We start from the raw sequence: 26045 nt of genomic DNA on the forward strand, positions 1-26045 counted from the left end.
GTGTGGCCGCGACCGTAGGTCGCACCCCCGGGGAAACCCCAGGCCTTTCGAAAGGTTTACGGCAGGTCGGCGGAGAGCGTCTTGAAGTACCGCTGCGCCGACCACGCCTCGCGGTCGCCGATGACGTACAGGCGGCGCTTGGCCCTGCTGACGGCGACATTGAGCAGGTTGGGGCGGCTCGCGGCCCACCGGCGGGCGCCGGGGCGGGCGGGGTTGCCGCCGAGCACGAGGATCACCACGTCGGCCTGCTTGCCCTGGGCGGTGTGCACGGTGCCCGCGGTCAGCCCCGGGAACCGCCGGGCCCGGGCGGCGACCTGCCGGGCGATGTCCCGGAACGGGGCGATGACCATCACCTCGGACATGTCGACGCCGACCTCGTCGAGCACGCCGAGGACCAGGTCCAGCCGGCGGCCCTCGTCCGGGATCCAGTGGCCTTGCGCGTCGGCACCGGCGACGTCGATCCACTTGGATTCGGGCAGGGTCGGGAACTCGGCGGCGAACCGGTCGCGGGCCGCGGTCCCGGTACCGTCGATCATCAGCCCGTCGTACGCGATGGCGTTGACGATGTCGAACATCGGCCGGTCGCAGCGGCGGTGCACGGTGAGCGGGACGCCGACCCAGATCTCGTCGTCGCCGTCGGCGGGCAGGCTGGTGCCCAGCGGCGTGAGACGGTCGGCCAGCCGCTGCACGGACGTGCGGCTGGTCAGCCACTCCTCGTCGACGCCGAGCTCCGCCCGGATGGCCTGCTCGGCGCGGAACGGCAGCATGGTGACGGGCTCCAGCTGCAGCGGGTCGCCGACCACCACGGCGCGGCGGGACCGCCACAGCGCCCCGGCGGCGTTCTGCGGGGTCGCCTGGCCGGCCTCGTCGATGAGCAGCCAGCCCAGCGACTCCCTGCCCAGGTGGCCGAAGAGCCGGGCGAACGAGGCGAACGTCGTGGACACCACGGGCACGACGAAGAACAGGCTCTGCCACGCGGCGAGCGCGGCGTCCCGGGCGAGGTCGCGTGGCGCCTCACCGCTGACGACGTCCATGGCCGCCTGCAGGTTCCGGCGTACGTCGGTGGCCGCGTGCCGCAGAAACGCCCGGTGCAGCGCGAGCGCGGCCAGGAACAGCTCGCTGCGCGCCGTGTTCCACTCCGGATCCGTCCACAGCGCGGCCGGCTCGCGGCGCTCGCGGTCGGTCCACCACGCGTCGTCCGGGAAGTGCCGGCCGAGCGCGGCCGCGATGCCGGCGAGCCGGTCGACGACGGCGGCGCGCCGGCCCCGGGCGGCGTGCCAGGCGGTCTCCGTCGCCGCCAGGGCACGGGTGGCCGCGGTGACCTCCTCGTCGGCCCGGGCGAGCTCCCGGCGCGCGGCCACCAGCGGCTCGTGGGTGACGTCCGGGGCGGGCACCGCCGTCGCCGTGGCCGCCTCGCGGCTCGCGACCTCGTGGGCCCGCCACGCCGCGTCCGCGTCCCGCTGCGCCGCGGCCAGCGTGGCCTGCCGCACCTCCAGCTCGCGCCGGGCGGCCCCCATCTCGGCGTCGAGCCACCGGTCGTGCGCCGCCCAGCGCCCGTTCGCCGCGCCGAGCGTCCGCAGCCACTCCCACCAGCCCGGCCGGGCCTGCTGGTGCGCGGCCCGGACCTGCCACTGCCGGCCCACCTCGGCCTCCATGGTTCTCAGCGTTCTCTGGCCCGGCGGGCTCGTGGGTGACCACCTCCCGCCACAGCTCGCCGAACTCCCCCGACGCCTGCTCGAACCGCGCCACCCAGTCCGCCGCCGGCCCCTCGCCCAGCACCCGCCCGGTCGCCCAGGCACAACTGGACAACACCTCCGACCCGGGCACCGCCCGCCCGTCCTCACCCACCACGAACGCGGCGAACGCACTCTCCCCACCTGGCCGCTCGTCGTAACTGTCAGGGTCCGGCTCCAACACCCGCGCCAGCACCTCGAACACCTCGTCGAGCCGGTAGACCCCCAGGTACACCACATGCCGCCAGGCCTGGTTCGCCCGCAACCTCCGCCGCGCCAGCTCATGCCCCGGCTCCCACGGCAACGCCTGCCCCGCCCGCACCCCGAACACACGCTGCTCGCGGTCGACCTTCTCCACTCTCTGCGGGCTGAACATCTCAACCGTCTGCCAGAACTCCACCACCCGCGCCCGCCGCGCCTCCACCCCAACCCCCATCCAAACCCATCGCTCCCTTGACGCCCCCAGATCGTAATCGCCTCCGCAACAGCAGCCATCAATGCAATAGAACCTGTGGCCGGACGCCGATGAGTTCGTCCAGCCTGCGCGGCCGGGTTCGCCCAACGGGGCCGAAGCGGCGGATCGAGCACTTCGATCTGGACGGGCGGTGCGGTGGGGACGACGGGTCGCGTCGGCCCCACCGCGTGGGTTCGCGTCAGGCTGCGTCGTCGTCGAGGACCGTCAGCCAGGCGAAGCCGTCGCCGATCGCGGCGCCGGTGGGGGCCGAGATGGTGATCTTGTAGCGGAGCGACGCGGTGTTGGTGACCGTGTTGCCGGTGAGGGGGATCTGGATCGTCGCCTCGGTCGCGCCCTTCGGGATGGTGACCGGGAACGACAGCAGTGGCACCTGGCCGGCGGAGGAGGACCCGCTCGCGGCCGTCTGCACCTGCACGGTCGCCGCCTCCTTGAGCTTGCCGCTCAGTGACAGCCGCATCGTCGCGGTGCCGGGGCCGTTGCCTTCGGAGACCGTCGTGTCGGCGATGCTGACCAGCACCGCCGGGGTGGCGACGCCGCCGCCGACACCCGGGGTGTCGAACGCGACGTCGGACAGGTAGGCGCCGCCGGACGGGGTGGCCGGCCGGACGATCACGGAGCGGACGCTGGTCAGGTCCACCCCGGACAGTGAGGCGATCGGCAGCCGGACCGTGCGCAGCCAGGTCTTGCCCAGCCGGCTGATCCCGTTGGCCGTGTTCGTCGACGCCGGGAACGGGGTGAGCGCCGGGCTGACGTCGCCGACCCGTACGGTCGCGGTGCCGCCCGCCTTGTCGACGAGCGTGACCGCGAGGTCGACGTCGCCGGCCGCCGTCTCGTCCCGGGCCACCCGGAAGGTGAGCGCGTCGTACTTCGTGACGTTCCACTCGCCCGGGCCGAGCGCCACCCGTACCTCGGGCGACACCGACGCCGCGCTCCACTGCAGCCGCAGGACCGGGCTGACCGGCACCGACGGGGCGAACGTCGCCGGCGTCCAGTGCGGGATCTTCGAGGTCGCGGTGGTCGCCGAGCACGGGGTGTCCCCGGGGAGCACCCGCGCAGCCACGCTGTAGCAGTACGCGCCCAGGTCGAAGCCGGAGACCGAGACGTTGCCGGCCGGGCGCTCCAGCGGCGCGAGGTCCAGCCGGCGCGAGCCGGGCTGCTGGGCCTGCGCGTGGACGACGGCCCGGCCCGCCGACGGCACCGTGCCGTTCGTGCCGTCGAACAGCGGGAGGAACACCGTCTCGCCGCCCTGCACGAGCCGGAAGAAGCCGGCCATGTACGCGGTGCCGACGGCCCGCTGCTCGGCGGCGGTCAGCCGGGCCGGGCTGGCGCTGCCGCACACCTCGTCGTTGGCCGGCGACCAGTCGTCGCTGGACGGCGCGACGGAGACGCCGGGCGTCCACTCGGTGTTGAAGAAGTTGTGGTCGGCTCCCATGATCATGAGGGACGACCGCAGCACGTTGTCCCGCACCGAGTACCGGGTGTCGTCGTAGAAATGCTGGCCCTGCTGGTTGGAGACGTCGCCGTCGCAGTACGGCAGCAGGACCGCCATCGGCACGTCCGGCAGCGTCGGCCGGCCGAAGTCGACCGGGGCGAGCGGCAGGACCGCCCTGATGCCGTACGGGTGCCGCCGTTCGGCGTTGAGCAGCGCGGCCTCGACCACGCCCTCGCCGCCGCGCGAGTGCCCCATCAGTCCGACGTTCGACAGGTCCAGCCGGCCGGCGAGGGGGTGCCCCGCGGTCGTGGACCACTTCGCCAGCAGGTCCAGGTGGTCCATGACCAGCTGCCCGCGGGCCACGGCCCCGTTGTCGTCGGTGAAACTGGCGTCCTTGGCGTTGATGCCGTTGGCGCTGATCGACACGACCACGTAGCCGTGGGTGGCCAGGGCCTGCGCGGTTTCGGTGTACCCGAGATAGCTGTCGATCGGAATGAACCCGGCCGCGCACGGCCAATTGGTGTTGTTCGTCGCCCGGCTGACTGGGTTGTAACAGGCCGAATGGCGGCCGTGCAGGAAAATCACGACCGGGCGGGCGCCTTTCGCGCCGGCCGGTGCGTAGACCGCGGCCCGGATCTCGGCCGGCAGGTCGCTCAGCCCGGGCAGCGTCGTCGCCGTGTCGCCGAGGTCGTAGTCGATCCGCTCCACCTGGAACGGACCGGGCTGCGCCGGGTCCGTGTACAGCTGCTTCTTGAGCAGGCCCTTGGGCGTGGTGGGGGCGGCGGCGGACCTCGGCGGCGCCGCCTTGGATCCGGGCACCACCCCGTTCCAGGCGACGTCGACGCGCTGTGCGGTGGCGACGGTGGCGTCAGTGGTCTCCACGATGAGACTCAGCCCGTCGGCCGATTCCTTCGCCGCCCCGATGACGCGCCCGTCGACGGCGAGCTCCGGCACGGCGTCGCGGACCGGCAGCGGCTCGTCGAGCCGCAGCGTCACCCGCGCGCCGCCGTCGGGTAAGGCGTCGACGGTGAAGCCATTGGAGCCGATCGGCTCGTCGCCGGGGTCCGCGGCGGCGGAAGATACGAAAAGGCCTGCTGCGGCGATGCAGCCGGCGAGTATTGCGGACGGAAGCCGGACTCGACCCCGAAAGGGTGCGAAACGGACCATATGCGACTCTCCCTATTTCGCACTGAAAGCTTCAGCGCGAAATGGAAAATACGAATGACCTGTTCCAGGAGATCGCCGATAAAGAAACGCCCGGGTTACCGCGCCGCACAGCATTGTTTCGACGGTCACAACTGATATCAGGCAATAGGCCATCTCTCGAAATGCTGAATGGCCGTCAGTTCATCGGGGGCGCCGCGTCGTCCGTCCGGAGCCGGATCGGGGATCGCTCGGCCGATCTGCCGGCTCGGCGGGACGGCTTATCGTGGCCCGGTGGCGCGGCTCGACTTCCGGATCCTGGGCCCGCTCGAGGCGCGGACGCCGGGCGACGAGCCGATCGACCTCGGCGCCCGCAAGCAGCGCGCGGTGCTGGCGATGCTCCTGCTCGAGCCCCGCCGGGTGGTCTCGGTCGACCGGATCGTCGAGGGGCTGTGGGCCGGCGCGGCACCGGCGAGCGCGACCGGCACGATGCAGGCGTACGTCTCACAGCTGCGCCGCGTCCTGGAGCCGGACCGGCCGCCGCGCACGCCGCCGGCGGTGCTGCTCACCCGGGATCCGGGATACCTGCTGGCGGTCGACGGCGAGCAGATCGACGCGGTGCGCTTCGCCGCCCGCGCCGAGGCCGCCCGCCAGGCCCTCGGCCGCGGCGACCTGCCCTCGGCCGAGCGGCTGCTGGGCGAGGCGCTGGGCGAGTGGCGCGGCGAGGTGCTGGCCGACCTCGCCGACGAGGCGTTCGCCGCCGCGGCCGCGGCGCACCTGCACGAGCTGCGCGACGCCGCGCACGAGGACCTGGTCGACGTCCGGCTCGGCACCGGCCGCAACGGGGCGGCGATCGCGGAGGCGCAGGCGCTGCTGGACCGCCGGCCGTTCCGCGAGCGGTCGTGGGGTCAGCTCATGCTCGCGCTGTACCGCGAGGGCCGGCAGGCCGACGCGCTGGCCGCGTTCCGCCGTGCCCGCGCGCTGCTCGACGAGGAGCTGGGGCTGCCGCCCGGGCCGGAGCTGCGCGCGCTGGAGGCGACGATCCTGCGCCACGACCCGTCCCTGACACCGCTGCCTGCCCGGGAGGCCCTGACCGTCGCCGGGACCGCCGCCGCACCGGCCCGGCATCCGGCCGAGGCCGCCACACCGGCGGCGGAACAGCAGGCCGCGGCACCGGCGGGGCACCAGGCAGCCGAGCCGCTCGTGGGGCGCAGCGGCGAGGTCCGCCGCGTCGCCGAGCGCATCGAGCTGGCCCGCGGCGGGGCCGGCGGCGTGCTGCTCGTCGCGGGCGAGGCAGGCCTGGGCAAGACCCGCCTGGCCGAGCGCGCGGCCGAGCTCGCCGGCCAGTCCGGGCTCGACGTGGCGTGGAGCCGGTGCGTCGAAACGAGCGCCACGCCGGCCTTCTGGCCGTGGACGCAGGTGCTGCGCGCCCTGCCGGAGACCGACGCCGTGCGGGACCTGCTCGACGTGCTCACCGGGCGGGGCGAGAACCGCTGGCGCGCCGAGGACCCGGACACCGCCCTGTTTCACCTGCACGAGGCGGTGGGCGACATCCTGCGCGCGCACGCCGCCGCGCGAGCGCTGCTCGTCGTCGTCGACGACCTGCACGTCGCCGACGCCTCGTCGCTGCAGCTGCTGGCGCACCTCGCGCCGGCGCTGCACCGGCTGCCGATCCTGGTGCTCGCCACGCTGCGCCCGGAGTCGGCCGACGCCGGCCCGGCGCTGCGCGAGACGCTGGCGCTGCTGGCCAACGAGCGCGGCGCCGAGCGGCTGCGGTTGGGCGCGCTGACCGCCGCCGACATCGCCGAGTACACGGCCGGCTTCGCGCCCGGGTACCGGGACCGGCCCGGCGGCGCGGTCGCGGTCGCGCTGCTGGAGCGCACCGGCGGCAACCCGTTCTACCTCAAGGAGCTGCTGCGGCTGCTGGAGAGCGAGCACCCCGGCGGGTGGGGCAGCGCGCAGGCGGTGGCCGGGACCGGCGTGCCGGAGAAGGTGCGCGACGTCATCACCCGGCGCCTTTCCCGGCTGCCCGAGCGCACCCGCGCGCTGCTGGAGACCGCCGCGGTCATCGGGCGGGACGTGGACCCGCTCCTGCTGGAGGCGGCCACCGAGGACCGGGGCGAGGACGTCATGGCGGACCTCGAGCCGGCGGTCGAAGCCAGCGTGCTCCTGGAGGTGCCGGACGGCTGGGACTACCGGTTCTCCCACGCCCTCGTGCGCGACACGGTCTACGGCGGGCTGAGCCGCCTGCGGCGGGCGCGGCTGCACCGGCAGGTCGGCGAGGCGCTGGAGGCATTCGACCGCCCGGACGACCCGGACCTGCTCGGGCGGCTGGTCCACCACTTCACGATGGCCGCGCGGCTGGGCGTCGCGGAGCGCGCGGTGCGGTACGCGACCCGGGCCGCCGAGGTGGCGATGGCGCAGCTGGCCTACGACCAGGCCGCCCGGTACCTGGAGTCCGCCCTCGGCGCGCTGGACCCGACCCGCCCGGGCGCCGCCACTTCTCGGTGCCGCCTGCTGGTGGACCTCGGCGTCGCGCGGCGGGCCGCGGGCGACGTGGCAGGCACCCGCACCGTGCTCGACGAGGCGCTGACCCTGGCCCGGCAGCTCGGCGACGACGAGCTGGCGATGGACGCCGCGACACTGTTCGGCGGGGTGACCCTGTGGTTGTGGCGGCCGTACCTGACCGTCGACGAGCGCATGACCGGCATCCTGCGCGAACAGCTGGACCGGCTGGACCCGGACGACCGCTACCGTCGCGCGGTGCTGCTCGGCACGCTCGCCGTCGAGCTGTACCACAGCCCCGACCGTGAGGTCGGCGAGGCGCACGCCGCGGAGGCGGTGCGGCTGGCGCGCGAGCTCGGCGACCCCGAGCTGCTGGCGCGCACGCTGAACAACTACTGGAACGCCGCGTGGGTGCCGCACCGCGAGGCGGAGCGCCGCGCCGCGGTCGACGAGCTGCTGACGATCGCGCCGCTGCCACCGACCGTCGAGGCGACCGCGCGGCTGCACCGGATGATGACCGAGGTGATCGCGGGCGACATCGCGGGATTCGACGCCGACCTGGCCCGCTGCGTGCGGCTGGTCGAGGGGATCCGCACGCCGGTGCTGCCGGCGCAGGTGCGGTATGCGCAGTCCGGTCGCGCGATGCTGGCCGGCCGCTGGACGGAGGGCGAGCGCCTGGTGGGTGAGGCGTTCGCGCTGCAGGAGCACACCAGCCTGTGGGGCGCGCAGTGGATCCGGCTGGCGTTGCTGTACACCATCCGCCGCTTCCAGGGCCGCCAGAGCGAGCTGCGCGACGAGCTGGTGCGCTGCGCCGACGAGCCGCCGTACTCGCTGCTGCGCCCGACGGCCGTGCTGGCCGCCTGCGAATCCGGCGACGAGGGCCTGGCCCGGGCGCTGGTCGAGCGTTGGGGCACGGCGCGCGAGCAGCTGTGGGGCTGGGAGTTCGTGGCGTTTCAGTGGGGCCTGATCGCGGCCCGCCTGGGCACGCCCGACCCGCGCGAGCTGTACGACGAGATCGCCCCCTTCGCCGACCGGTTCTGCACCGTCGGCAGCGGATGCGCCACCTGGGGCTCGATGCACTTCGTCCTCGCCGAGCTGGCGGCCCGGCTCGGCGACCGCGACGCGGCGCTGGACCACGCCCGATCGGCCCGCGCCGCGCACGCCCGGCTCGGCGCGGCGCACCTGGTCGCGGCCAGCGACGCGCAGCTGGCGACCCTGGCGAAGCCCTAGCGGCACCCAAGCACCGGCCAAGCGGCCTCCGGCACCGTACCGGCATGACCATCGCACTGACTGATCTCCCGGTCACGGCCGGGCCCGTCTTTGTTCCCGGCGACGAGGGCTACGCGGCCGAGGTCGCGTCCTGGAACGTCGCCATCCACCACGAGCCGCACGTCGTCGTCGGCGCCACCGGCGCGCAGGACGTCGCGGCGGCGGTGCGCTGGGCCGGCACCCACGGCATGCCGGTCGCGGTCCAGGCGACCGGGCACGGCGCGGTGCGCCCGGTGACCGGCGGCCTGCTCGTCACCACCGGCCGGATGACCGCCGTCTCCGTCGACCCGGTGACGCGCACCGCCCGCGCCGCCGCCGGCGCGCGCTGGTCGCAGGTCGTCGAGGCGGCCGCGGCACACGGCCTCGCACCGCTGAACGGCTCGTCGACGCACGTCGGTGTCGTCGGCTACACGCTCGGCGGCGGCGCCGGCCCCCTCGGCCGCCGGTACGGCTTCGCCGCCGACCACGTCCGCTCCATCGAGATCGTCACCGCCGACGGCGCGCTGCGTACCGTCGACGCCGACCACGAGGCCGATCTGTTCTGGGCGGTCCGCGGCGGCAAGGGCAACTTCGGCATCGTGACCGAGATCGAGTTCGGGCTGTTCGAGGTCGCCGGGTTCTTCGGCGGCGGCATCCACTTCCCGGGCAGCCACGCCGCCGAGGTCCTGCACGCCTACCGGGCGTGGGTGGCCGGGCTGCCGGAGGAGATGAGCACGTCGGTTGCCCTGCTGCGGCTGCCTCCGCTGCCGCTGCTGCCCGAGCCGCTGCGCGGCGCGTACGTGGCGCACCTGCGGGTGGCGTACCTCGGCACGGCCGAGGACGGCGAGGCGCTCCTCGCCCCGATGCGCGCCGCGGCGCCCGCGCTCGTCGACGACGTGTCATGGCGGCCGTACTCGGCCGTCGACTCCGTGCACCAGGACCCGGTCGACCCGCTCCCGTCCCGCGATCGCGGCGTGCTGCTGGGTGAGCTGACCGCGCAGACCGTCGACCATGTGCTGGAGGTCGCCGGGCCCCAGGTGGACGTACCGCTGATGATGGTGGAGATCCGGCACCTCGGCGGCGCGTTCGCGCGGACGCCCGCCACCCCCAACGCCGTGAGCGGCCGTGGCGCGCAGTACTCGCTGTTCGCCATCGGGCCCGGGCTGCCCGAGCTGGCGCCGGTCGTCGACGAGGTCACCGACCGGCTGCTCGCCGTGGAGACGATGCCGGGCGGCCTCATGAACTTCTCCGGCCACGCCGCCCCGGAGGCGCTCCTGGCCAACTGGGCGACCGCCGACCGGGACCGGCTGCTGCGCATCAAGCGCTCCTACGACCCGACGAACGTCTTCTCCAGCGGCCAGGCCCTGGTCGGATAAAGCCCGGCCCGTCTCCGGGGTCCGTTCGGTGAACGGTGGTGCTCCCATGCGGGGGAGCACCACCGGGCACGGTCAGTTCGCCGGGACGACGTCCTTGGGGCGGTCCACGTGGACGGGGACGCCGTAGTCGGACAGCTCCAGCGTGGCGAAGAACTGGCCGGACGCGACGGTCCTCTTGATCGTCGACTGCCACCAGTCCTGCATCGTCACCTTCGCGATCCGCCCGTCGGCGTTGAGGATGACGTCGCCGGAGACCCTCGTCTCCAGGGTCGGATCAGCCGGGATGCCGTGGGTCGAGTACTCGAAGTGCAGCGTCCCGTCGGGGTACTGCGTGACCGTCGCGTTCACCTGCTGGAGCGCCTTGAACAGCGTCGCCGGGTCCGGCCCGGTCGAGCCGAGAGCCCCCATGCCGTTGCCGGCCAGGGACAGGCGGTCGAACCTGCCCGGATACTGGCCGTAGCGCCCGTACACCTCGCCGCCCGGCGTCTTGTCCGGCGGCAGCGGCCCGAGGGGCGGTTCGGCGCCCATGTACCGCACCCCGTCGATGAGCAGCTCCACCGTCACCGAGTCGTCCTGCGGGCGGCGGACGTAGCCGGTGGCGGTCATCGGGTCGAACGCCCCCTCCGACTCGATGACCGTGCGCCCGTCCGCGCTGCGCATCGTCAGCTTCATCCGGTAGCTGATGTTGTCGCTGGCCGCGGCCGCCGTCTGCAACTTGAGGGACGCCGGCGGCTCCGCCTGCACGACCGGCGGCTGCCGCTTCTCCTCCTTGCCACCGCCCGCGCCGGTCGTCAGGCCCACGGCCAGCACACCGGCGAGCCCGGCGACGCCCAACGCGTACCCCGTGCGGATCACCGCGGCGCGCCGCCGGTGCCTTCTCGTCGCCCGCGCCAGGACGTCGCCGCCGCCGGTGATCCCGGCGACCTGCGCCCGCATACCGGCCGCGAGCTGCGCAGGCGGGACAGACCCCGCGAGGCGGTGGACTTGACCGTGCCGACCGAACAGCCGAGCACGTCGGCGGCCTCGGCCTCGCTGAGCTGCTCCCAGTACCGCAGCACCAGCACGGCCCGCTGCCGCGGCGGCAACTGGGCGAGCGCCTGCATCAACGCCTGCCGCAGCGCCACGGCGTCCGCACCGTCCGGCTCCCCCGGCGGCTCCGCGACCAGCGCCACCTCCGGCCGCCGCCGCACCCGCCACTGGTCGACGGCCAGGTGGTACATCGTGCGCCGTAGATACCGTTCGGGGTCCTCACGCACCCGTCCCCACGAGCGCATCAACCGCTCCAGCGCCCCCTGCAGCAGGTCCTCGCCCGCCACCCTGCTGCCCGTGAGCAGCACCGCCGTGGCGAGCAAGGCACCGCCACGCTCCGCGACGAGGGCGTCCAGCCCGTCGAAGCCGCGTCTCCAGAACACAGGCTCTCCTTTCGTCGCGGTCATGACGACCCCGCCCCCGGAAGGTTGAGCCGCCCCGCTGAAAATCCCGTCGCACCCCTCAGGTAAGGTTGAGAAACCGACGCGGGGTGGAGCAGCTCGGTAGCTCGCTGGGCTCATAACCCAGAGGTCGCAGGTTCAAATCCTGTCCCCGCTACAACCTTGGCGGCCCCTGCTTCGCGGCGGGGGCCGCTTGCCGTTCAGGTTTCCGCATTCCCCGCGCGAGCGGAGCTCGCTCCCCACAGGGGGAGCTTCGCTCCACCCTCGCCCCCTCAACACCGTCGGTGGTTGCACTACTTGCGGACACGTCGGGGTGGTCGTCGGGTTGTCCGCGTCGCTTCGCTTGCGGGCTGCAGGACAGGGGGAGCTTCGCTCCACCCTCGCCCCCTCAACACCGTCGGTGGTTGCACTACTTGCGGACACGTCGGGGTGGTCGTCGGGTTGTCCGCGTCGCTTCGCTTGCGGACTGCAGGACAGGGGGAGCTTCGCCCTCTGCAAACCCACGATCGGCGCCAATTGCACTGGCCGTGGACAGCACCGCCGAGCGGAAGTCGCTTCTCGCGCCTGCTCGGGGAGTTGAACGATTCGGCTGCTCCAGTATTTGCTTGATGCCCGTATATTTGGCGAATGCAGCCGGTGGTGGCGATCGTGGGAAGTGCAGATGCGAGCCGCTCGTACGAGCCGGAGGTGCGCAATCGTGAAGCCGTGTTGCAGGCGGCCCGGGCCATGGGGCGGGAACTGGCGGCCGCGGGATGCCGAATCGCCGTGTTCTCCAGTGATCCGGGCTATATCGAAGGTGCCGTCGTCGCTGGTTATGTCGAATCCGGAAGTGCCGGGAAACACTCGATTCTGGTTCGTGGGCGCTTCGGCTCGGATGGCGCGTTTCCAGAGCGGAACGCTCATCCACAGGTGTTCCTGGCGGCACCCGATCCGACCGGAGATTGGGAGGTCGCGTTCTGCCGGACCCTGCTGGAGGTCGATGCCGTCCTGCTCGTCGGGGGCGGTCGTTCCACCTTCACCGCCGGGCTGATCGCGCTGTCGCGCGGCATCGCCGTCGCGCCTGTGGCGACGTTCGGTGGGGCCGCCGAACGCGTCTGGCGGCGTCTCGCGGCAACCGGCGTCGCGGCCGAGGAGGACATCGCGGTCCTGGCCGCCGGCCCGGCCGAGCATCGGGCAGCCGAGGTCGTCGCGGTTCTCCTCGGGCAGCACCGGCAGACCCGGGGGCGGGCGGCCGCGCTCGAGCACGATCGCCGGGCCGCGAGCCGCCGCACCGCCGTGGGCCTCACCGCCGCCATGGCGCTGCTGGTGCTCACGCTGCTGACGATCCCGGTCGCCTACGCCGTTCCGGCCGGCACCTGGCAGAACGTCGCCGTGCTGGTCGCCGCGCCGCTGCTGGCCTCGACGTGGGGTGCCGTCGTGCGCAACGTCTACGACGGGGCGATGCAGTGGCTGCGCGCCGCCGCCCTGGGCTCGGCGGCCGGGACCGTGGCGTTCCTGCTGTTCATCGCGGCCCAGCTGGCCACGAACCCAAGCCTGTTCACCGCGCCCGGCACCCGCAGCCTGACCTTCTTCGTCCTGGCGGTCGGCTTCATCGGCGGATTCACCTCCGAGTCGGTGTACCGCAAGCTGCGCGACCGCGACGTCGTCAATACCTCAGCCCTGCCGCCGGCCGGGCCGTAGCATCCGGCTTCACTCGATCGAGTGAAGCCGATCAGTTGGCGGGTGCCGCTGATCGGTCGGCCGGCTCGGGCAAAACCGGGCCAGGTGTTTCCTGTTGTCTATTGATGTTCGGCACGCATATCCACTTGTTCCCGGATCTGAGTTGCTGGCAGGCTGGCCTCACTCATCGCAGGTCACCGCTTCTCCCACGCCTGGCTCGGATGTGACGAATCATCATGCGCGTTTTCGTGAATTACCAGACCAGGGACGAGCCGTTCGTCGCTCAACTGATCGATCGGCTCCTGTGTGAACAACTCGGCGAATCGGCGGTGTTTCGCGACACCCGGTCGATCGAAATCGGCCGCGAGTGGCAAACCGAATTGTGGGGCAGCCTGTCCCGGTGTGAGGTATTGCTCGCCATCATCGGACCGAAATGGGATGCGCCGGGACCGGACGGACAGCGACCCTACGACAACCCCGACGATTTCGTGCGCCAGGAGATCGCGTTCTGCCTCGGCCGGAACATCACCGTCGTGCCCGTGCTCGTCGGCGACAAAACGGAGCGGCCGCTCCTGCGGGCCGACCATCTGCCGCCGGACATCGCGGGGCTGGCCGATCGTCAGTACGACCGGATCTCCAGCCGCCGCGGCGAGTACGACGTCCAGCGCGTGGTCGACAAGGTGCTCACCCTGCTCGGGGTGGAAGCCCGGCCGGAGCCGGTGGGGCGCGACGGCACGGTGGCGCTGGTCGGCATCGACCGTTTCGACCGGACCACCACGGACGACCAGCGCGCCGCGGCGGTCGCCGAGGTGCGGACGGCCGTGGAGCGGGCGGCACTGGACGCCCGGCTCGACGGCTGCGTCATCGAGGACCAGCTGGGCGGCGCACGGGTGTTCGTCCCCGCCACGACGTCTCCGGTGCGCGTGATCACCCGCTTCGCGGACAACCTGCGGACGATGCTCGACCACGGTGGCGTGCACCGGGTCAGGCTGGCCGTGGAGTGCGGGCGGCTCGGTGGCCCCGGCCCGGACGCTGCCGACGCCGCCGTCCGGCTGCTGTCCCAGCCCGTGCTGGACTCGATCCTCGACCAGGCGACCAAGGCCCGCGTCGCCGTCGTGCTGTCGCCGGCCGGTCATGCCGCCATGGTCCTGGACAACCCGAAGTGGATCGACTCGTCGACGTATCTGCCCGCCGACGACGGCCGGTGCTGGGTTCACCTTCCTGGTTACCCGGCGCCGCCCGGACTCCGGAAACCGCCGGCCCCGGCCGAAGACGCGCGACCGGTGGCATCCGCCGCGGCCACGTCACGCTCGGTGGTGTTCAACATTCGCGACAGCAAGGTCGGCGACCAGTACGGGGGCGACCGGATCGAGGGCGGCGTCCACCATCACTACGGGAGTCGCTGATGGATGCGCCGGCCCCGGCCGCGGCCACTCCGGCGGCTGACGCCGCGCCGGCTCCGGCGGCCGATGCCGCCGCACCTTCGGCGCCGCCCGACAACGCCGGCGCGGCGCCGGCGAACAAGGGCGGCGACGCGGCCAAACAGTCCGGCGACCCCGATGCCAAACCAGGGGGCGGGTCCGGCGCCGACGGGGAGGCGGCGCCGGACCCGGCGGCGGAGTCGGGCGCCACCGCCCAGCCCGGCCTGGCCACCAAACGTAATGGCTATGTCCGGCGGGCCCGCGAGATCTACGGCGGGGACCGGGTCGCGGGTGACAAGATCATCATCAATCTCACCGGCAGCGAGACGACTGTGACCCTGCAGCCGATGTCGCCGACGGAGGTGGATTTCGCGCAGTACGCGTTCGTTCCGCCCGCCGAGTGGGAGACCCTCCGCCTCGAGTTCCGTGACACGCGAACGGCCCTGCTGCGGGGCACCCGGGGGCACGGTCGCACCACCATGGCGATCCGGCTGCTGCAGACCGTCCGCGCCACCGGCATCTACCTGCTGCGGCCGCAGGTCGACCTGACCCGGCTCGCCGACCGGATCACCGGCCAGCGGATCCCGCCGGGCTCGGCGTTCCTGCTCACCGACCCCGACGACCTGGCCAGCCTGCACGAACACGCCTTTCTGAGCCTTGAGGCAGCGCTCCAGGAGGCCGACGCGCGTCTGGTCGTCACCGTCGAGACCGATGCCGCTCTGCCGAAGGGTGACCTGCTGCGGTACCAGGTGACGCTGCCCGCCGCCCCCGAACGCCACCACGTGCTGCTCAGGCACCTGGAGTACCGGCTCGACGAAACCCGGGCCGCGGAGATTCTCGGGTCTGCCGACATCCGGGCCCTCGTGGCGGAGCAGCTCACCGAGACCGCCACCTGCGAGACGGCCGCCACCCTGGCGCTGCACCTCAGCCGCTGCCAGGACGAGGACGGCCGGATCGACGTGGACCGCGTCCGGGCCCGGGTGCTGCAGAGCCGGGTCGACGAGTTCGACGGCTGGTTCGAGAACCTGCGCGACGTCGAGCTGCGCTCGTTCGCCATCGCGCTCGCCGTGCTGCACGGACTGTCGTACGACGAGATGTCCGCCGCCGCCCACGACCTACGCGACCTGCTGGTCAAAGGCGACACGGTCATCCACTCCGGAAACGCGGACATCCAGCAGGTGCACCGGCGCGACGTGTTCCGCTTCGGCCGCGCGCAGCTGCTGAAGCGGCTGCAGGCCCGGATCGTCGAGGAGGTGCCGGGGAGCGTGCCGACGATGGCGGTCGAGTTCATCGACCGCACCTACGCGCAGCGGGTACTGGAGCGGGCTTGGCACGGGTACCAGATCCAGAACGATCTGATCAGCTGGCTCGACGGTCTCGTGGCCACCGGGAGCGACACGGTCCGGGTCTTCGCCAGCCAGGCGCTCGGGCACCTGGCGGTGCTCTCGTTCGACTACCTGTGCCGGCACGTGTTCAACACCTGGGCCGGCCACGACAACTTCCGCTACCGGGAGGCCGTGGCGGCCGCGCTGGGCGTCGCCGCGCGCCAGGAGACGCTGCGGCCGCACGTCACAGCCCTCGTGGCGGGCTGGTACGGCAACCGCGAGAAGCCGCTCCTGCAGTCGACCGCGGCGCTGGCCCACGGCACCGGCCTCGGTGCTGCCGACCCCACGGTGGCGTTCGACATGCTGTATCGCCTCGCGATGGTCGACGACCTCTGGGTCCGGCTCATGATCGCGCGCGGCGTGACCTGGCTGCTGGCCGAGGAGGACGACTACCAGGAGCAGCTGATGCCCCGGCTGTACGCCATGATCGAGCGCTGCGCCAACGACGAGCGGCGCGCGGAGGCCGGCCAGTGGATGTTCGTCTTCGTGGCCAGCGATCTGCAGAACGACGTCCCCGACGGCGAGGGTGTCTCGGCGTGGCCCACGCTGCTGCGGCTGGCCGGCTCGTCCGGGGAGCTGCGCCGGCGCCTGGTGCAGATGCTGGTCTGGGTCCTGACCGCCGGTGGTCCCCGGTCCGAGTTCGCACACCGCGTGCTGCGCAGCTGGGCCGCGATGGCCGAGAGCAACCCGTCGCTCCGCGACGCGCTCACCAAGCTGGCGCGTTCGGTGCTCAAGCACGACGCCCGGGCCGGCAGGATCATCCAGCGTCTCGCGTGGCAGTGGAACAGCGAGGACGAACTTGTGCCGCTACCGCAGATCGCGAGCGCGATCGGGGCACTCACCGCACCCGTCTATCCCGGAAGGGCCGTCGCATGACCAACCAAGTTCCGCTGCTGCTCAGCGCCGAGCCGGTCGGACGGCTGCAGAGCCTGCAGCGCGCCGTCACGCCGAACGTCGCCGTCGTGTACGGCCTGGCTGACGGCAACCTCTATGTGCCCCATGCCGCCGGCCCCGGGCGCCGCCCGAACAACCTCAACGGGCGTGTCCGGACCCGCTATGAGGTCGACCTGAGCAGCCACACCCACAACATCGAGCTGCGCACCATGCCGCCACCGGCCCAGGGCGGCGTCTACTACTTCCAGGCGGCGCTCACGATCGGGTTCCGGGTCGACCCCAGCCGCGTCAAGGACGTGGTCCTGAACGACATCCGCGACGGGCTCGGGGTGGTGTCGACCTTCCTCATCCACGCCGTGGCGGATATCACCGAGCGATTCCCGATCGAGAAGGCGCAGGCGGCCCAGGAGGCCGTCAACAAGCAGTTCCGCGGGGTCACCAAGATCGGCGGCTGCATCGACCTGTTCCTGTGCCGGGCCCGGCTCGCGCCCGATCAGGCCGCGCAGGAACACCTGCGGGCGATCGAGACGGCCCGGCGGGAGAACACCCTCGGCGCGGCCCGCCACGACACCGACCGGGACACGACCAACCGCACCAACGAGCTGGACGTCGTGCGGCAGATGCATGAGCTCGACCGGAACGAGCGCGAGCGGATCGCCCTGCAGGGACGGCCGATGAACATCCAGGACATGGTCATGCTGCATCTCGAGCGCAACCCGGGCGACACGCTCGAGACCCTCAAGATGCTGGCCGAGCTGCAGGCCGCGCAGATCGAGCGGGACGACGCCGAGCGGGCCCGCGCCGAGGAGCGCCTCCGGTTCATGGTCGAGCAGAAGCTCCTGCAGGCCGTGGACGTCGAGAAGATGCGCCGCGAGGCCCTTACACCGGTCATGCAGCCGGTCGCGTCGCTCGCGCCGGCACCGGCCGACGACGATTGGGACGAGCCGCTTCCGCCGTCGGCCGCCGTGTCAGGCGTCCCGTCGCCGCGTCCGCCGGACGAGCCTGCGCTGCCCGGCGTCATTCCGGTGTACGTCCTCGTCGACGTCCCGTTCGGTGCCAACGGCTCGCTGTCGCTGATCAGGGACGGGCTCGCGGACCTCAGCGAGGCCGTCGCCGCGGACCCGCGGATCGCCGCGGTGGTCCGGCTCGGGCTGCTCGGGTGCGGCGACGGCCTCGCCCTGGTGTCGCCCCTCAGCCGCCGGCGGCCGGGCGCGATGCTGCCGCGTATCGCCGCGGCGGCCGGCCGGTCCCGGCTGGCCCCGGCCTTCACCTGGCTGACCGAGCATCTCGACACTGACATGCTCGCGCTGAAGCAGGAGACCCCGAGCACGCGGCGGCCGCAGGTGCTGCTGCTGAGCCTGAGCGAGCCCGCCGATCCGACGTTCTGGCCGGACGCGCACCGAGCGCTGGTCGACCGCGCCGTGCAGCGGTTCGCGCCCGACGTCGTCGCCTGCGGCCTGGGTGCCGCCGCCGCCCCGACGATGCGCCGGCTGGCGACCCGCCCGGAGCTGGCGTTCGTGGCGCCGGCGGGCAGCGCGACGGCCGCGGTCAACTACTTCTTTGCCTTCGCCCGCGACCACATCCTCCGGTACGGGCAGGCCGTGCTCGACGGCGACCAGGCCGCGAACTTCCGCGGTCCCGCGGGCTTCGTGCCCGCCACCGAACCCGATCTCGATCCGAGGTAGAGAGGCTTATCACTCCATGCCGGACATCCGGGGCCAACTGCTGCCCATCTACCTGCTCGTCGACGAGTCCATGTCGATGGGCTCCAACATCGCCGAGCTGGAGGCCGGCCTCAACGCACTGCACGCGGCGCTGCTGGCGGAACCGATGGCGGCGGCGAAGGTACGGCTGTCGGTCATCGGCTTCTCCGACGACGCGGTGCTGCGGCTGGACCTCGCCGACATCCGTACGCTGACGGACCTACCACGGCTGGCCAAGCGCGGCCGGACCAGCTATGCCGCCGCCTTCGCGGAGCTGGAGCGGCGGATCCCGGACGACGTCAAGAAGCTCAAGCGAGGCGGCTACCAGGTGCACCGGCCGGCCGTCTACTTCCTCAGCGACGGCGAACCCACCGACGGCCGGGCCTGGGAGCCGATCCATGCCCGGCTCGTCGACCGCGCCCGCACCCCCGCCGCGCCGAACATCATCGCCTGCGGCATCGGCGACGCCGACGCGGAGACCATCCTGTCCGTCGCGACCGAGCCGCGGTATGCCTTCATCGCCGCCTCCAGCACCGACGTCGGGGCATCGGTCGCGAAGTTCTGCGTGGAGCTCACCAAGAGCGTGGTGAAGTCCGGCCGGACGCTGGCCACGGACTCGCCCGAGCTGGTCATGAACCCGCCGGAGGGCTTCCGCCTCGTGATCGACGTGGTGTGATGACGACCCCGCAGGAGATCGACGAGCCGCGGGTGCACAACCCCCCGCGGCGCGGGCAGTGGGACCCGATCGTGGTCGACCGCGGCTCGATGGTGTTCGAACCCCGGCCCAGTGTGGGGCGCGTCCCCCCGGACACCATCTGCGACGGCTGGTCGACCCCGGACTTCACGGTGCGCCTGGCCAGCATCAGAGGCGACGCCCACCGCCACGCCGGCCGGCCGCGGCAGGACCACGCCGAGATCACGCTGCACCCACCGACCGGCACGGTGTTGTTCGCGGTGGCGGACGGCGTCTCGTCGGCGCCGCTCGCGGACATCGGGGCGAGAATCGCCGCGTCATGCGCGCTGTCCGCGGCGTGGCGGATGCTCGACGAGTCCGGGACCGTCGACTGGGCCGGGGTGGTCGCGGCCGCCGCCCGCGCGATGCTGCGCGACCGCGATCACGGGCTGCGTGCCGGCGAGACGCCGGCCGATGTGGAGCGGCGGCTCGCGACCACGCTGGTCGCCGGCGGCGTCCGGCCCGGCCCCGCCGGCCCGGTGGTCAGCGTGGTGCAGGTCGGCGATTCGGGGGCCTGGTTGCTGCAGGACGGCGTCTTCCGGCCGATCCTGCGGGTCAAGCACGGCGGCGGCGGGCCGCTGAGCTCCGCGGTCGAGCCGCTGCCGAGGGTGCCCGTTACGCTGCGCGCCGAGGAGGTGCCGCTGCCGCCGTCGGGTGTGCTGCTGGTCGGCACCGACGGCATCGGCGACCCGCTCGGTGACGGCACCGGGCTGGTCGGCTCGCTGCTGGCGCACACCCTGGCCGAGCCGCCGCCGATGCTCGGCTTCGCGCACGTCGCCGGCTTCTCACGGGAGACCTTCGACGACGACCGGACGCTGGTCGCAGTCTGGTCGCGGCCCGGGCGGCCGCGATGAGCAGCTCGGCCGTGACGTCCGTGCGGCTGGCCGACCTGGAGCCGGTCGGCCTCCTCGGCGACGGCGGCCAGGGCGTGGTCACGCAGGTCCGGGTGCCGGGCGCGTTTCCCGGGCCGATGGCGTTCAAACGGTACGAGCCCGGCGTGCTGCGCGAGCTTGAGCACGATGTGCTGGCAGACATGATCGCGCATCCGGGTCACGCCGGACCCGGCTTCCGGGCGTTGCTGGAGACGCAGCTGGCGTGGCCCGTCGCACTCGTGCGCGACGAGCACGACACAGTGTGTGGCTTCCTGATGCCGCAGGCGCCCGAGGTGTTCTGGGGCAACCTCCACCTGCCCAACAGCGCCGGCACGCTGACGCCGGTCCGGCTGGACTACCTGCTCAACCCGCCCGAGTACACCAACCGGATCAACCTGCTGACATCGCCCAGCCTGCGGCTGAACCTGCTGCTGGACGCGGCCAGGATGCTGCTCGCGCTGCACGCCGACGACGTCGTCGTGGGTGACCTCTCGCCGCGGAACTTCCTGTTCACCGCGTTCCACTGGCGCTGCTTCCTGCTCGACTGCGATGCGATGACCGTGCGTGGCCGCTCGCCTCTGCCGCCGGTAGAGACCCCGGACTGGCAGTTGCCGTCCGGCGAGCCGGTGGGGACGAAGGCCGGCGACCGGTTCAAGTTCGGGCTCATGGTGATCCGGGTGCTGTGTTCGGACCAGTCGTTGCGCGATCCCGAGGAGCTGCGCCCCGGGTTCCCGGCCCTGGCCGACCTGGCCCGGCAGGCTCAGCTGGCCCCGGACGAACGCCCTGGCTGGGACGAGTGGATCGACGCCATCGAGGCGGCGAAGCCGGGCGCCTCGACAGCGGTGGTGATGCCCGCGCCGCCGGCCCCGGCCACCGCGCCGCCGGCCCCGGCCACCGCGCCGCCGGCCCCGGCCACCGCGCCGCCGGCACCGGCCACCGCGCCGCCGGCACCGGTCACCGCGCCCGTGCCGCCGCCGGCCGTCCCTCTCACACCCGCCCCGCCGGTCCGGCCGGGCGGCGCTCCACGACCGCTGACGATGCGGCAGTGGGCCGTGTTCGCCCTGGTGCTGGTCGTCGTGATCTGCATCATCGGGTTCGTCGCCAACAAGGATCACGAGCGGCCCGCGGACCGCAGCGGCACCTCGTCCGGCTCCGCGCCGTTCGACAGCGGCGCGGGCGAGGACGAGCCGACGGCCTATCCGACGCGGACGCAGACGACCACCGCGCCGGCGGTGCCCGTCGCGCCCTCCGCCGTCGGCATCGTCACGCTGCCCGCCCGGGCAGACGGGACCGCCGTCGCCGTGGGGCGCATGTTCGACCAGTACTTCACCGGCATCAACAACCGCGACTGGGACGCCGCGCTCGCGGCCTACGACCCGGCCGGCGGCATCGTGCACGCAGACAACCTCAAGGAGCGATCGTCGTTCATCGACGGCATGACGACGACGACCGACGATGATGTCGTCCTGTGGAGCGTCCAGCCCGGCGGGGCGGGCGTGCTGGCGCGGATCACCTTCCGGAGCCGGCAGAACGCCGGCTTCGGTCCAAAGGGCAGCGAAAATGAGACGTGCCTGCGCTGGGACAACACCTACTCGCTGAGCGGCGATGCGACGGGCTACCGCATTTACAAGAAGACGAAAGGCACCCATGCCCCCTGCCCGTCGGGCTAGGCCGCGCCCGGCGCCGATCCGTCCGGAGACCACAGCGCCGTGGTGAGCCGACGGCTCACCACGCGGGCGTCCCGGTGGCTGGGCCAGCGGCGCAGCGTCCGGGCCAGCTCGCGCAGGTCGGCGCGGATCGTCGCCGAGCCGAGCCGGTCGTAGTCGTCGAGGGCCTGGCCGGCCACGACACAGGCCTCGTCGAGCTGGCCCGACACGGCCAGGGCCCGGGCCAGCCGGGTGCCGTACCGGGCGCGCGTCCGCCGCGCACCCGGCGGGACGAGGGCCAACTGGCCGCGGATGGTCTCCGCCGCGGGCCCCGGGCGGCCGAGGTCCAGCAGCGCCCAGCCGGTCGACATGGCCACGACATCGGGCACGTTGCTGCTGCCGAGCACCGGCCCGTCATCGCCGGGGTCGGACGCGAGCAGCTCGCGCGCCGCGTCCAGGGCGTGCAGGCAGGCCCGGTGGTCCCCGGCGAGGGCGTGGCCCTGGGCCTCCCGTTGGGCCGCCAGCCCTCGAATCCTCGGCCGGCACGGCGTCTCGCGCGCCTGCCGGGCCAGCGCGATCGTCGCGGCCGCGTCTCCCTGGTACATCGTGATCAGGGCTCGGCGCACCTGGGCGTACGCGGCCATCTCGCGATCGTTGCCGTTGCGGGCGAATTCGACCGCCTGGCCGGTCCACCATGCCGCCTCCTGGTCGCGCCCGCTCTCCTGCGCCATCCAGCCGAGGTACTCCGCGTAGCGGGACCCGAGGAGCCAGGCATCGTCGCGCTCCCGTCCGGACAGACGAACGCCGAGCACCCGCAGCGCGTTGGTCTGCGCCACGAGGATCGGCAGCAGGATCTCGGAGTCGGCGTGCTGCCCCAGCGCGCGCACCTGCTCGAACATCGCCCGGAAGCCTTCCAGCGCCGACCGGTCCGCGCCGTGCGCCGGCCCGGGCTCCGGGGCGACGATGCGCCGGAGCCCCGGCGGCAACATCGCGGACGCCGCCCAGCGCAGCAGCCCACGACGGCTCGCCACCGCGAACCCGCCGCCGCCGAGCGCGTCCATGGTCAGGACCCACACGCCGTCACCCTCGGCCGCCGGCGGCGCGGGCGCACCGGCGACCACCGGCTCGACCAGCGCGGCGAGCTCACCCTCACACTCGAGCGCCGCGTCGCAGCGCCGGGCGAACTCGACGTTGACGGGCCGCTGCCCGGTCTCGACCTTGCTGAGGTACCCCTTGGTGTAGTGCACTTTCGCCGCGAACCGGCTGAGTGACCAGCCGGCATCCTCGCGCCGCCGGCGCAGCTCGGCGCCGAATCGGGGGTTCAGCGAGCCCATCGCCTCCATCCGAAGAATCCATCACGCCGAATGCGCGTCCCGAACCGAACTGTCGGACAAACGGCACGACAACACCATCAACGGCCGGGTCCGGGCCTTGGGTGGCGACGGTGACACCCCGTCGACCTACGGAAACGTGTACACCTAGCCGTTGAGCAGCTGGCGGGCCATGACGATGCGCTGGACCTGGTTCGTGCCCTCGTAGATCTGGGTGATCTTGGCGTCGCGCATCATGCGCTCGAGGGGGAAGTCCTTGGTGTAGCCGTAGCCGCCGAGGAGTTGGACGGCGTCGGTGGTGATCTGCATGGCGGCGTCGGAGGCGAAGCACTTCGCGGCGGCGCCGAAGTACGTGAGGTCCTTGTCGCCGCGTTCGGACTTCGCGGCGGCGGCGTAGGTGAGCTGGCGGGCGGCCTCCAGCTTCATGCCCATGTCGGCGAGCATGAACTGGATGCCCTGGAAGTCGGCGATGGGCTTGCCGAACTGCTTGCGCTCCTGGACGTAGCCGAGGGCGAAGTCCAGGGCGCCCTGGGCGATGCCGAGGGCCTGGGCGGCGATGGTGACCCGGGTGTGGTCGAGGGTCTGCATGGCGGTGGCGAAGCCGGTGCCCGGCGCGCCGATGATGCGGTCCGCGGGGATGCGGACGTTGTCGAGGTACACCTCGCGGGTGGGGGAGCCCTTGATGCCGAGCTTCCGCTCCGGCGCGCCGAAGCTGACCCCCTCGTCGGACTTCTCCACGACGAAGGCGGAGATGCCGCGGGAGCGGGCGGCGGGGTCGGTGACGGCGAAGACCGTGTAGTACTCGCTGACGCCGGCGTTGGTGATCCAGCGCTTGACGCCGTTGAGGACCCAGGTGTCGCCGTCGAGGACGGCGCGGGTCTTCATGCCGGCGGCGTCGCTGCCCGCGTCGGGCTCGGAGAGGCAGTAGGAGAACATGGCGTCGCCGGCGGCGACCGAGGGCAGGTAGCGCTGCTTCAGCTCCGGCGACGCGGACAGCAGCAGGGGCATGGTGCCGAGCTTGTTGACGGCGGGGATCAGCGACGAGGACGCACAGGCGCGGGCGACCTCCTCGATGACGATGGCGGTCGCGAGGGCGTCGGCGCCGGCGCCGCCGTACTCCTCGGGGATGTGCGGGGCGTGGAAGTCGGCGGCACGCAGCGCGTCGTAGGACGCCTGGGGGAACTCGCCGGTCTCGTCGGCGGCGGCGGCGTTGGGCGCCACCTTGCCGTCACACACCGCACGCACCGCTTCACGGACCGCGGCGTGCTCCTCCGGCAACTGGTACACCTCGAACACGGCATCCCCCAAAGACCCGAAAATCCTTGTCCTGAACCACCGTTCAGGCTCATCCGAGTGTGAGCATACCGATGAGTAACCAAGGAGCCGGAGGCGCGGTCGCCGGTGAGGGACTACTCTCGCCGGAGCAACGTCGGCAGTACCAAGCCCTATACGCCACAGATGTCCGCAATGCGGGTATTTGCGGAACGGGAAAGAGTGGAGACATAGGCGTGACCATCGCGTACCCGAGCACCCCACCCGTAGTAGCCGCGCCTTCCGGCGCACCACGCCCGCGGCTGACCTTCCTCGGCACCGGCTACCTTGGCGCGACCTATGCCATCTGCTTCGCCGAACTGGGCTATGAGGTGCTCGGCTTCGACGTCGACGAGGCGAAGATCTCAAAGCTGTCCGGCGGCGACGTGCCGATCCACGAGCCCGGCCTGGACGAGCTGCTCCGCAAGAACCTCTCCGCCGGCCGGCTGCGGTTCACGACGTCGTGGGAGGAGGTCGCCGAGTTCGGTGACGTCCACTTCATCTGCGTCGGCACGCCCCAGCGCCCCGACGGCATGGCCGCCGACCTGTCCCACGTCGAGAGCGCCGTCACCAACCTCGCGCCGCTGCTCAAGCGCAAGGCGCTGATCGCCGGCAAGTCGACCGTCCCGGTCGGCACCGCCGAGTGGATCGAGCAGCTCGTGCGCCGCCACACCCCGGCCGAGCTCGGCGTCGAGGTCGCCTGGAGCCCCGAGTTCCTGCAGGAGGGCGTCGCCGTCGAGGACGTGCTGCGCCCCAACCGGATCATCTTCGGCGTGAAGAGCGACTGGGCGACCGGCATGCTCTACGCCGCCCACAAGGGCGTGTTCGACCTGGCGCTCACCGAGGACCGCGAGGTCCCCGTCGTGGTCACCGACTTCGCGACCGCCGAGCTGGTCAAGGTCGCCGCCAACGCGTTCCTCGCCACCAAGATCTCGTTCATCAACGCGATGGCCGAGGTCTGCGAGGCCGCCGGCGCCGATGTGACGCAGCTCGCCCGTTCGATCGGGTACGACGCCCGCATCGGCAACAAGTTCCTCCGGGCCGGCGTCGGCTTCGGCGGCGGCTGTCTGCCCAAGGACATCCGCGCGTTCCAGGCCCGCGCCCAGGAGCTCGGCGTCGGCGAGGCGCTGCGCTTCCTGCACGAGGTCGACCTGATCAACCAGCGCCGCCGGCAGAAGATCGTCCAGCTGTCCGCGGAGCTGCTCGGCCGCGGCTACGGCCCGGCCGGCCCGGACCTGGCCGGCACCCGGATCACCGTGCTCGGCGCCACCTTCAAGCCCAACTCCGACGACGTGCGCGACTCGCCGGCCCTGTCGGTGGTCCGCAAGCTGGCCCGCTCCGGCGCCGAGGTCACCGTGTACGACCCGGAGGGCATGGACAACGCCCGCAACGACGTCGCCGACGTGACGTACTCCAAGACCCTCACCGACGCCGTCACCGGTGCCGACCTGATCTGCGTGCTGACGGAGTGGGAGGAGTTCCGCAACGCGGACCCCAACTCGCTCAACGAGCTCGTCGCGGCCCGCCGGGTGATCGACGGCCGGAACTGTCTCGACCAGTCCGTCTGGGTCGCGGCCGGCTGGGAGTACCGCGGCATGGGTAAGCCGGCAGTCGCTTAAGCGCCGGAATCTCCCGAACGGGCGCATCGCTTTCGCGACACGTCGAAACAAGGCATTCTTCCCAGTAGGGCGTGAACAGCCGGGGGTGGCCGCACGCGCGGCCGCCCCCGGCTGCGGCCCGGGGGGAGG

General features: G+C 72.7%; 17 protein-coding genes and 1 tRNA gene. 12 read left to right on the forward strand and 6 right to left on the reverse strand.

Translation table 11 applies throughout. From position 1 onward, the window contains the following. Positions 1 to 56: 56 nt before the first annotated feature. Positions 57 to 1655, reverse strand: a complete 1599-nt coding sequence (locus ACQEVZ_RS31680) for a DEAD/DEAH box helicase (RefSeq protein ID WP_433373231.1) — start codon at positions 1653 to 1655, stop codon at positions 57 to 59. Positions 1656 to 1690: 35 nt separating this feature from the next. Between ACQEVZ_RS31680 and ACQEVZ_RS31685 the strand changes: the two genes are divergently transcribed. Continuing rightward, positions 1691 to 1894, forward strand: a complete 204-nt coding sequence (locus tag ACQEVZ_RS31685) for a hypothetical protein (RefSeq protein ID WP_433373234.1) — start codon at positions 1691 to 1693, stop codon at positions 1892 to 1894. Between the two features lie 492 nt (positions 1895 to 2386). On the opposite strand, the gene ACQEVZ_RS31690 is transcribed toward ACQEVZ_RS31685, so the two are convergent. Further along, positions 2387 to 4636 (reverse strand): alpha/beta hydrolase family protein, encoded by a 2250-nt coding sequence (locus tag ACQEVZ_RS31690; protein WP_433373237.1) that lies wholly within the window; start codon positions 4634 to 4636, stop codon positions 2387 to 2389. 441 nt (positions 4637 to 5077) lie between these two features. Here ACQEVZ_RS31690 and ACQEVZ_RS31695 point away from each other — a divergent pair, with 441 nt between their 5' ends. Continuing rightward, entirely contained in the window at positions 5078 to 8518 is a 3441-nt protein-coding gene (locus ACQEVZ_RS31695; protein ID WP_433373240.1) for an ATP-binding protein, read from the forward strand. A 44-nt stretch (positions 8519 to 8562) separates the two neighbouring features. Then, positions 8563 to 9912, forward strand: coding sequence for an FAD-binding oxidoreductase (locus tag ACQEVZ_RS31700; protein ID WP_344501681.1), 1350 nt, complete (start codon positions 8563 to 8565; stop codon positions 9910 to 9912). Between the two features lie 72 nt (positions 9913 to 9984). On the opposite strand, the gene ACQEVZ_RS31705 is transcribed toward ACQEVZ_RS31700, so the two are convergent. Beyond that, the gene (locus tag ACQEVZ_RS31705; RefSeq protein ID WP_433373243.1) at positions 9985 to 10848 is read right to left on the reverse strand and encodes a hypothetical protein; all 864 of its coding nucleotides are present in this window, start codon (positions 10846 to 10848) and stop codon (positions 9985 to 9987) included. Next, positions 10764 to 11324 (reverse strand): SigE family RNA polymerase sigma factor, encoded by a 561-nt coding sequence (locus tag ACQEVZ_RS31710; protein WP_433373246.1) that lies wholly within the window; start codon positions 11322 to 11324, stop codon positions 10764 to 10766. The genes ACQEVZ_RS31705 and ACQEVZ_RS31710 overlap by 85 nt, the downstream gene beginning before the upstream one ends. A gap of 101 nt (positions 11325 to 11425) precedes the next feature. Here ACQEVZ_RS31710 and ACQEVZ_RS31715 point away from each other — a divergent pair. From ACQEVZ_RS31715 to ACQEVZ_RS31750, 8 genes are all read left to right on the forward strand, one after another. Further along, a tRNA-Met gene (locus tag ACQEVZ_RS31715) sits at positions 11426 to 11499 on the forward strand. 470 nt (positions 11500 to 11969) lie between these two features. Continuing rightward, positions 11970 to 13022 carry a hypothetical protein gene (locus tag ACQEVZ_RS31720; protein ID WP_433373249.1) on the forward strand — a complete coding sequence of 351 codons (1053 nt, stop codon included), beginning with the start codon at positions 11970 to 11972 and terminating at the stop codon, positions 13020 to 13022. Between the two features lie 215 nt (positions 13023 to 13237). Continuing rightward, positions 13238 to 14407, forward strand: a complete 1170-nt coding sequence (locus ACQEVZ_RS31725) for a TIR domain-containing protein (RefSeq protein ID WP_433373252.1) — start codon at positions 13238 to 13240, stop codon at positions 14405 to 14407. Next, entirely contained in the window at positions 14407 to 16683 is a 2277-nt protein-coding gene (locus ACQEVZ_RS31730) for a hypothetical protein (RefSeq protein WP_433373255.1), read from the forward strand. Before ACQEVZ_RS31725 ends, ACQEVZ_RS31730 begins: the two co-directional genes overlap by 1 nt. Then, on the forward strand, positions 16680 to 18386 hold the full coding sequence (locus ACQEVZ_RS31735; protein ID WP_433373258.1) for a hypothetical protein: 1707 nt from the start codon (positions 16680 to 16682) through the stop codon (positions 18384 to 18386). The genes ACQEVZ_RS31730 and ACQEVZ_RS31735 overlap by 4 nt, the downstream gene beginning before the upstream one ends. A 16-nt stretch (positions 18387 to 18402) precedes the next feature. Further along, positions 18403 to 19080 carry a vWA domain-containing protein gene (locus ACQEVZ_RS31740; protein WP_433373261.1) on the forward strand — a complete coding sequence of 226 codons (678 nt, stop codon included), beginning with the start codon at positions 18403 to 18405 and terminating at the stop codon, positions 19078 to 19080. Next, on the forward strand, positions 19080 to 19991 hold the full coding sequence (locus ACQEVZ_RS31745) for a protein phosphatase 2C domain-containing protein (RefSeq protein ID WP_433373264.1): 912 nt from the start codon (positions 19080 to 19082) through the stop codon (positions 19989 to 19991). Before ACQEVZ_RS31740 ends, ACQEVZ_RS31745 begins: the two co-directional genes overlap by 1 nt. An 11-nt stretch (positions 19992 to 20002) precedes the next feature. After that, the gene (locus ACQEVZ_RS31750; RefSeq protein WP_433373267.1) at positions 20003 to 21679 is read left to right on the forward strand and encodes a hypothetical protein; all 1677 of its coding nucleotides are present in this window, start codon (positions 20003 to 20005) and stop codon (positions 21677 to 21679) included. Here the strand turns inward: ACQEVZ_RS31750 and ACQEVZ_RS31755 are convergent. Both ACQEVZ_RS31755 and ACQEVZ_RS31760 read right to left on the reverse strand, forming a co-directional pair. Then, positions 21676 to 22998 carry a helix-turn-helix domain-containing protein gene (locus tag ACQEVZ_RS31755; RefSeq protein ID WP_433373270.1) on the reverse strand — a complete coding sequence of 441 codons (1323 nt, stop codon included), beginning with the start codon at positions 22996 to 22998 and terminating at the stop codon, positions 21676 to 21678. The genes ACQEVZ_RS31750 and ACQEVZ_RS31755 overlap by 4 nt on opposite strands. Positions 22999 to 23133: 135 nt before the next feature. Continuing rightward, complete coding sequence (locus ACQEVZ_RS31760) at positions 23134 to 24294, reverse strand: acyl-CoA dehydrogenase family protein (RefSeq protein ID WP_360573046.1); 1161 nt, start codon at positions 24292 to 24294, stop codon at positions 23134 to 23136. A 200-nt stretch (positions 24295 to 24494) separates the two neighbouring features. Between ACQEVZ_RS31760 and ACQEVZ_RS31765 the strand changes: the two genes are divergently transcribed. Then, complete coding sequence (locus tag ACQEVZ_RS31765) at positions 24495 to 25916, forward strand: UDP-glucose dehydrogenase family protein (protein WP_344501669.1); 1422 nt, start codon at positions 24495 to 24497, stop codon at positions 25914 to 25916. Positions 25917 to 26045 lie beyond the last annotated feature (129 nt).

This window comes from Dactylosporangium sp. CA-152071 (assembly GCF_050936335.1).
GTDB lineage: Bacteria > Actinomycetota > Actinomycetes > Mycobacteriales > Micromonosporaceae > Dactylosporangium > Dactylosporangium maewongense.